This is a genomic window from Candidatus Binatia bacterium (assembly GCA_023150935.1).
GTDB lineage: Bacteria > Desulfobacterota > Binatia > HRBIN30 > HRBIN30 > JAKLJW01.
Genome location: JAKLJW010000034.1, coordinates 53,056 through 61,354, shown reverse-complemented (window position 1 = coordinate 61,354; position 8,299 = coordinate 53,056). Strand labels below are relative to the sequence as shown.

The 8,299-nt window shown below is 66.1% G+C and carries 6 protein-coding genes; 4 read left to right on the top strand and 2 right to left on the bottom strand.

The window, feature by feature from the left end; translation table 11 throughout:
* A partial coding sequence (locus L6Q96_17600; protein ID MCK6556372.1) for a hypothetical protein occupies window positions 1-1,897 on the bottom strand: 1,897 nt, incomplete at its 3' end.
* Between the two features lie 434 nt (window positions 1,898-2,331).
* Between L6Q96_17600 and L6Q96_17595 the strand changes: the two genes are divergently transcribed.
* The 3 genes from L6Q96_17595 to L6Q96_17585 all read left to right on the top strand — a co-directional run bounded on the left by L6Q96_17595 (window position 2,332) and on the right by L6Q96_17585 (window position 6,307).
* Window positions 2,332-3,093 (top strand): HEAT repeat domain-containing protein, encoded by a 762-nt coding sequence (locus L6Q96_17595; protein MCK6556371.1) that lies wholly within the window; start codon window positions 2,332-2,334, stop codon window positions 3,091-3,093.
* A 242-nt stretch (window positions 3,094-3,335) separates the two neighbouring features.
* Window positions 3,336-4,910 carry a bifunctional UDP-N-acetylglucosamine diphosphorylase/glucosamine-1-phosphate N-acetyltransferase GlmU gene (gene glmU, locus L6Q96_17590; protein ID MCK6556370.1) on the top strand — a complete coding sequence of 525 codons (1,575 nt, stop codon included), beginning with the start codon at window positions 3,336-3,338 and terminating at the stop codon, window positions 4,908-4,910.
* Window positions 4,911-4,960: 50 nt separating this feature from the next.
* Window positions 4,961-6,307 (top strand): AarF/ABC1/UbiB kinase family protein, encoded by a 1,347-nt coding sequence (locus tag L6Q96_17585; GenBank protein MCK6556369.1) that lies wholly within the window; start codon window positions 4,961-4,963, stop codon window positions 6,305-6,307.
* A gap of 335 nt (window positions 6,308-6,642) precedes the next feature.
* Here the strand turns inward: L6Q96_17585 and L6Q96_17580 are convergent, their stop codons facing one another.
* Window positions 6,643-7,008 (bottom strand): PGPGW domain-containing protein, encoded by a 366-nt coding sequence (locus L6Q96_17580; GenBank protein MCK6556368.1) that lies wholly within the window; start codon window positions 7,006-7,008, stop codon window positions 6,643-6,645.
* 254 nt (window positions 7,009-7,262) lie between these two features.
* On the opposite strand from L6Q96_17580, the gene L6Q96_17575 reads away from it, so the two are divergent.
* Window positions 7,263-8,276, top strand: a complete 1,014-nt coding sequence (locus L6Q96_17575; GenBank protein MCK6556367.1) for a TIGR03617 family F420-dependent LLM class oxidoreductase — start codon at window positions 7,263-7,265, stop codon at window positions 8,274-8,276.
* The last annotated feature ends 23 nt before the right edge of the window (window positions 8,277-8,299 follow it).

Genomic DNA, 8,299 nt, shown 5'->3' with positions numbered 1-8,299 from the left:
TACCGCCGCTGCCGCAGTCGGCGTTGTTACCGCAGACCTTGCCCGGAGTCGGCCCGCCCGAGCAGGTGCCCTGACAGATCAGCGGCGCACCGCCGCCGGGGAAAATCCGGAGCGGAATTATCGTTACGCCCTGAGTCGGCGTCACACTCGGAGTTGCCGTAATGGTCGGTGTCTCCGTAATCGTCGGGGTTTCTGTGGGAGTATTGGTGGGTCCCGACGGAGTGTCGGTTGGCGTTTGGGTCGGTGTGCTGGTCGGCGTGTTGGTCGCTCCCACCGGCACGGTATTCGTCGGCGTGGCCGTCGGCGGGGCGGGCGTCGGGGTCGGCGTGGCGACCTCTATGATGCACGCCTGGTTGCAGCCGTCCCCATTCGTGCGGTTGCCGTCGTCGCAGGTTTCGTGATCGCTCTCGACGATGCTGTTGCCGCAGGTGCTGGGGCGGCACTCGAGCTTGAGCGAATCCGAGTCCTTGAGCCCCGCGCTCGAAGCGGCTTTGAGCTTGAAGGTCTTCTTGGCCTTACGCGGGCCCCGCGAGCTGGACTTGCAGGGGACCACGAGATCGAAGGAGGCGCTGCAGCGGTTCGGCAGCGGATTGGAGATGCCGGGTATGTGGACGGTCCGGCCACGGAACACGTTGACCCCGAAGCCGCCCGGTGCGCCGTCGGCGATGCCCTCGAGCGTGGCTAGGTTCGCCGAGTCGGCGGCATCCTTGAGCGATCGCGGGTTGGGACCCTTCACTTCCATGGACGACAGGTCGAGAGGGGTGCACGCCGGGAAGCGGGCGTCGGTGTTGTTGATGCACAGTCCGATGCGGAAGGTGCAACTGGAGTTGTCTTTGACGCCGTCGAAATCGCAGCGCGGGTCGCCGTCGTAGCAGTAGGCTCGGTTGCGCTGTACACCGTTTTTCAGGTCGGGTACCGGCATGCCGTTCTTCAGCAGCGGCACCGGGTTGACCACCCATTCGAGCTGGCAGTCGGTCTTGGTCGAGCCGCCGCCTGGGACGCAGGGGTTTGCCGGCATGCCCGGAATGCAGGGCCCCGGGGTCGCGGTCGGCGTCGGGCCCGTTGGTGTGGCGCTGGGCGCCGGGGTGACGACGCCGAGATCGGCGAGGCCCTGAACGCTTCCAACTCCAGTCGAGCCGACCAGCGTGTAGACGCCGGTGGCCGGATCGATCGTGATGATGCGGGCGTCGTCGGTCGAGCCGTACAGGACGCCGCCGACGAACTCGAGGCCGACCACGCCGGCGTTGAGCTGTACGTTCGAGCCGTCGCGGATCTGGCCGACCACGGAGGAGATGCCCGTTGTCGTGTTCACCGTGTACAGACGCGGCTCGCTGGAACCCGGATTGCCGGTCTTGGTCGTCGAGGCGTAAAGAACTCCTCCCGGACTGGCGGCCAGGCCGTTGAAGTTGGCGATGGTCCAGCCGGGGTCGAGGTGGTTGAACTCGTTGACCGGAGTCAACTCGCCGGTGAGCTGGTTGACGGTACACAGGCAGTCCGGCTTTTTCGGTCCCGTAGTAAAGCGGCTGCACGTCGCGTACATGACCGACGTTGTCGGCGACAGTGCGACGCCGCCGACGGGCCCGCCGTCGGCGGGCCCGAGCACGGTACCGGAGCTGTTGATGGCGGGCGAAATGGTGAGCACCTCGCCGGCGCTGGCACTGTTGGCGTTATTGGTGCCGCCGAAGAGCTTGCCGTCACCGGGGCGGCCGGCGAGGCCCTGCACGTCCACGGCGCCGATCGGGCCGACGGCCGTGGCGGCTCCGGTGCTGGTGTTGATGACCACCAGCGTGGTGTCGCCGCCGTTCGGTACGGTCCCGAACAGGGCCGCGTTAGCCGGGGTGTAACCCACCGCGGCCAGCGTCGTCACTACCAAGAAGCAGAATCCGGTGTTTCTCATTCGGCACCTCCTCCGTGTCGAAGAGCCCCCCTGCCGTGGACGACGCGACCGCCGCCAGGGGCCCGCCGTTTCCAAGTACAGATCCCGCATGTTCCGGTCGTCAGGGTATCTCGTCTACTCTGGGATAAAGTCCCTTATCAAATCGCATGACCTATGCCTACTGCGTTGACTCAAAAAAAAGGTCACCTTGCCTGGTTGGGAAACGTCCCCGTCCGTCAACGAGTTGCCAGACGGCTGCGATTGTGCGCCCCGCAGGGAAAACTTGTCAAGCGCTACGTGGCCGCGCCGGAGGCGACGGCGGCGGTCTGCCCACCGAGAGGTTGCGCCGCGTCTCCGGCGCAAGGTAGTGTTCAGAGGGTAATACGAGCGATTCCGCCGCCGGGTTCTTGCAACCTCCTCCCCCGGGTCGCGGCGTCGCGAACGAGAGGCGACTTATGAACAAGCGGTTTGGAGCCGGCCCGCTGGTGTTAGCGGTCATTGCTGTAGCGGGGCTCGGCTTGCTCTGGTTCACGTGGAGCGGGGATGTCGACGAGGACGCCCCCGGGCGTGAGGCGATTGCGGCGCGCGGGGTTCCGCCCGCAGGCATGCCCATGGCCAAGCCGCGTTCCTCAGAGCGACGTGCCGAGCGCCGCGATCCGGGAAGTTCTTCCCGTTCCATGGGCGGCGAACCGGAGACGCGGGATCGCCGCGTCGTTGGCGGTGCCGGTGAGGGACGTGCCGTTGGGGACCGCCAGCGCGTGCCGAAGCGGGCGGCCGCCGGCGCGGACGAGTCGACGGCCGATGAACCGGCGAGGATGCCGGACGAGACGTTCGACGTGATGCGCGCCAAAGCCCTGAGCGATCCGGACCCGGAGGAGCGCATTCGGGCGTTGGAGTCGCTTGACGCGTACGGAGGCGATTCGGCAGTGCCGGTTCTTACTCAGGCGCTGTCCGACCAGGACCCGGAAGTGCGACTGGCCGCCCTCGAAGAGTTGACGTTCGTTACCGACAACCCGCCGCTGGATGCGTTGTCGATTGCGCTTGGCGACAGCGATCCGGATGTGCGGGCGGCGGCGCTGCGCATCGTGGCGGACAGCGAGGACGAGTCCAGGTGGCCGCTCATTCATAGTGCCCTGAAGGACCCCGACGAGGACGTGCGTGGAGAGGCGGAGGATATAGTCGAGATGGATGGAGAGGCGGGGGAGGAGCCTCAGTAAGGCTCACCCGGGAAAGCGTCGTTGGCCGTTCGGAGTCAGTTTGTTGGCTCGGCGCGATCCCGATTCCATGTACCCTTAGCCCCCTGGTTTACGAGTTCCGTGTTTGATCGCATGGTGCGAAGAATTTCGGAATGCGGATTTCGGATTGCGAACGACGAATTCATGAGTTCCGCAATCCGCATTCCGCAATCCGCAATGGGTTGCGGGCGTCAGCCCGCGCTGACGTTCTAATCACCCTTCAGATGACCGGAGCCATCGTTCTTGCCGCTGGACTCGGCACGCGGATGAAGTCCGGGATTGCCAAGGTGTTGCACCATCTCGGCGGCCGGCCGTTGATCGCTTACCCGCTGTCGGCGCTGCGCGGCATCGGTGTGGATCCGATTGTGGTCGTCGTCGGGTACCAGGCCGAAGCGGTGCGCGCCGCCTGTCTGTCCTACGGGGTACGCTTCGCGGTGCAGGCCGAGCAACGCGGCACCGGCGACGCCACCGTGGCGGCGCGGAGTGTGCTCGGCGACTTCGACGGCGACCTGTTGCTGGTCAACGGCGATCTGCCCTTTCTCCGGCCGGAGAGTCTGCGAGATCTGGTTGCCGCGCACCGCGCCGCCAACGCGCCGGTGTCGCTGCTCACCGCTACGGTCGACGATCCGCATGGCTTCGGCCGCGTCGTGCGCGACGAACACGGAGCTGTCGTCAGGATTGTCGAAGAGCGCGATGCGACCCCCGCGGAGCGGGCAATCCGCGAAATCAATGTCGGTGTGTACTGCGCCGCCTCGTCCTTCCTGTTCGATGCCCTGGCCGGCCTCGAACCGACCAACGCCCAGGCCGAGCTGTACCTCACCGACATAGTGGCCCTCGCCCGGGCCCAGGGTCTAACGATCGCCAGTGCGGCGGCGCTGGGCGACGAGGGCATTCAGATCAGCTCGCGCGGCGATCTGGCGGCGCGCGAAGGCGAACTGCGGGCGCGAATTACCAGCCGGTGGATGGATGCCGGGGTGACTATCGAAGATCCAGCCACGGCCTACATCGGGCCCGAAGTGCGCATTGGACGCGACACGGTGATCGGACCGAACGTGACCTTACGAGGAGCGACTGCGATCGGCGAGAACTGCCGCCTCGACGGCAGCGCGTTTCTCGTCGACGCCACCCTCGGCAACGACGTGCACGTCAAGTTCGGCGTCGTCATGACCGAGGTGCGAGTCGAGGATAACGTTGCCGTCGGGCCGTTTGCGCATCTGCGGCCGGGAACCCACCTCGGCGTCGGGGTTCACATCGGCGACTTCGTCGAAACGAAGAACGCCGTGCTCGGTCCCGGAACCAAGGCCAACCACCTTGCTTACCTCGGCGACGTGCGCGTGGGGCGTGACGTCAATGTCGGCGCCGGGACGATCACGTGCAACTACGACGGCTTTCGCAAACACCAGACGGTCGTCGGCGATCGGGTCCAGGTGGGTAGCGATTCGCAACTGGTTGCACCGGTGACGATCGGCGACGACGTCTACATTGCCACGGCGACCACCGTGCGGCGTGACGTCCCGGCGGGAGCGCTGGTGTTCAACAGCCGCGAGCAGGTGCATCGCGCCGGCTGGGTGGCGGCGCGCCGCGCCCGGGAGAGCGGCGCGGCGGAACAGCGCGGAGCGCGGGTTCAAGCCGTCAGGTCGAAGGCTGCCGGTCCGAAGTCCGCGGCTCCCGGTCCGAAGTCGAAGGTCCGAAGCCGCAAGCCCGCAGGCCCGAAACTCGAGCCGAGAGCGCGAAGCGGCGGGTCGCGGGCCAGAGGCAAGCGAGCCAGGGCTCGCGCGGCGAAGAGTACCGGGCGCTGATTTGGGCCGGCGGCTTCCGAAAGCTGCGATTGTCGCTAGAATCGGTCCGCATGCCGAAGACCTCGGACGCTGCCAGGCCCCGCACGCGCATTACGCAGGGGCGAGCCAAACGCGTGCTTTCCGTTGGCGGCCTCGCCACCTCGGTGGGGTCGAGTTACGTGTGGCAGGCGGTGCGGTGGCCGTTCCGGTCGAGCGACCAGCGCCAGCAGGCGCTGCTCGACACCCACATCAAGAGTGCGATCAAGATCGTCGAACGCTCGAAGGAGTTGCGCGGCGCGTTCATGAAGCTTGTGCAGATGCTGTCGATGCGCGACGACATCCTGCCCGCGGAAGCCCTGAGCGTATTGTCCGTGGTGCAGTCGTCGGTGCCGCCGATGGATTACCCGCTGATCCGTAAACAAATCGTGCGCGAGCTCGGTTCGCCGCCCGAACGGCTGTTTGCGGAATTCGAGGAAGAGGCGTTCGCGGCGGCGTCGCTCGGCCAGGTGCACAGGGCACGGCTGAAGGACGGTTCGACCGTGGTCGTGAAGGTGCAGTACCCGGGGGTCGAGGAGACGGTGCGGCAGGATCTCCAGAACATGAAGGCCCTGCTGCACACGTTCACGATGATCGGACGCGACGTCATGCGCCAGAAGATCGACCAGTCCGACGTCGCCCGAGAACTCGAGGAGCGCCTGCACGAAGAACTCGATTACGTCAACGAGGCGCGCAACATCCAGCGCTTTCAGAAGATGTTCGCCGCCGACGACGAGGTCGTCATTCCCGCGGTCTATCCTTCGCTGTCCTCGCGACGCGTGCTCACCATGGGCCTGGTCGAGGGGTATCCGCTCAAGGACATTCTCGCTCCGGGCGTCGAGCAGGCGACGAAGGATTGGGTGGCTCTCAAGTACTTCAGGGTGGTGTGGCGGCAGGTCTTCGAGTTCGGGGTTCTGCACACCGATCCGCACCCGGGCAATTATCTCGTGACCTACCATCCGAAGCTGGCGATTCTGGACTTCGGATCGATCCGCGTCTTCCCGGAACCGATCCGCCGGGCGTATCACCGTCTGGCCCATGCGACCATCGGTCGCGACGAGGCGGCGATGGCCGAGAGTTTCGTGGCGCTCGGATTCATGGATGCCGGCGACGATCCCAAGCCCCTGGTGAAGATCATGAACGTGATCTTCGAGCCGGTATTGCGCGACCGTTCTTACGACCCGCGCAAATATAACTCGGTGGAGAAGGGCATGGAGGTGGCCGCCATCGGTTTCGAAAACCGCGTGTTCAAGGCTCCGGGCCACCGGGTCTTCCTGGTGCGCGCCCTGATGGGACTCGATTCCTACTTGAAACAGGCAGGCACGGTCGTCAACTGGCATCGCGAGTTCAAGCGCTGCATCGACGCCGTGCCCCTGCAATGACCGTCCCCAAGGTGGAACGTGCGCTCCGCGCGCGTTGAATCCAAGGTGGAACGTGCGCTCCGCGCGCGTTGTGAATCGTAGTTCGGCTCCCACTCCGTACACGTACTCAGCGAAGCGGTACACGTACTCGTACACGGACTGAGGGCACGCAGCGATGAAGTTGGACCGCGAGCGGTTGGAGGTTCACGAGTAAGTGGCCGTGTACGAGTACGTGAACGAGTACGAGTACGTGAACGAGTACGAGTACGGAGGAGAGGTCGCCTCGGCGGCGCCAGCAGATGCGGTGCCGAACCAGCCCATGTGCGCGACGCGCAGGAGAGCCCGCGTGCGGAGGATTACCGCGAGACGCGGAACCAGCGGCGCCAGTTGCGCAGCGGGTGCCGGTTGCGATCGACCAGCGTCCGCGCCCCGGCCTTGATGTGGTGCAGCCACCGTCGTGCCCACTCGAACTCGGTGGCGAGAATGGCAAGCCCGACCGGAATCACGACAAACGCCGGGCCTGGAAGCACGATCAGCGCCGTGCCCAGAGCGAGCACCGTGAGTCCGACGACGAGCACAATGACGCGGCGGGCGTGGCGTAAGCTGGCACCGACCATGTTCTGGAAATTGTACCCGTTGCCCTGCCGCGCCGGGCGCACCGGGGTGTGCGAAGCGTTCGCCCGGCGTCCCGGGTCGTTGTCCCACCGCTGCGGATCGGTCATCGGCGCCACGCCCTGTTCATAGCGCGGGGGGGCGGCCCGAGCAATGAAATACGCCCGCACTTGCCGTCCGATCTTACGACGCGCCCACGGCGCTTGGAGGGCGCGAGGGCGCGAGGGCTTGAGGGCCCGGGGGCTTGGGGAGGCGGGGGCAGGCTGAACAAGAGCTGCCTGCCGTTTTCGCCGTGGGGTTGGTGGTGTCCGCGGTGCCTTTCGGATAGCGTCTGCGCCTACACTCCGGTTCGGGCGAGGGTGCGATGAAGATCGATACGGGATTGATGCCGGGAACGCTCAGGGACGCTGCCACCGCGGCGCAGGCCGCCGAGGCCGTTGGATTCGATGGTTTGTGGACGGCCGAGACGGCGCACGACCCTTTCTTTCCGCTCGTGCTCGCGGCCGAGCATACGCAACGGATCGAACTCGGTACCGCCATCGCGGTGGCATTCCCGCGCAGCCCGATGGTGCTGGCGCAGATCGCATGGGACCTGCAGGCGCTGTCGAACGGCCGCTTCGTCCTCGGCCTCGGTACGCAGGTCAAGGGCCACAACGAGCGCCGCTTCGGCGTCAAGTGGGAGCAGCCGGGTCCGAAGCTGCGGGAGATGCTGCTGATGATCCGTGCGGCCTGGGACTGCTGGCAGCACGGGACCCGGCCGAACTTCCAGGGCCAGTTCTACACCTTCACGCTGATGACGCCGTTCTTCAATCCCGGGCCGCTGTCGGTGCCCTACCCGCGCATCTACATCGCCGGTGTGAACGAATACATGTGCCGCCTTGCGGGCGAGCTGTGCGACGGATTCCATGTCCACCCGTTGCATTCCATCGCGTATCTGGAGGCGGTGACGCTGCCGAACATCGAGAAGGGGCTGGCCAGAGGCGGTCGCGCCCGCGGCGACATCGAACTGGCGTCGAGTATATTCGTCGTTGCCGGCAACACGCGCGAAGAAATCGAGGCGGCCAGGGGCCCCGTTCGCCAGCAGATCGCCTTCTACGCCTCGACGCCGGCGTACGCGGGGGTGCTCGAACTCCATGGCTGGGGCGACGTCGCCCGGCGTCTGACGGAACTCTCGAAACGCGGGGAGTGGACCGCGATGGCCGACGAGATCTCCGACGAAATGCTGGACGTCTTTGCGGTTACCGGCGCCAGCGAGGATATCCCGGCGCTGATCAAGCGCCGCTACACGGGTTATCTGGACCGCGTATCGTTCTACTTCCCGTTCCATGCCGGCGATGCGGCGCGTTGGCGTGCGGTTGTGGCGGCGTTTCGGGAGTAAGCGGTGCGCGGGGATCTGCGGCA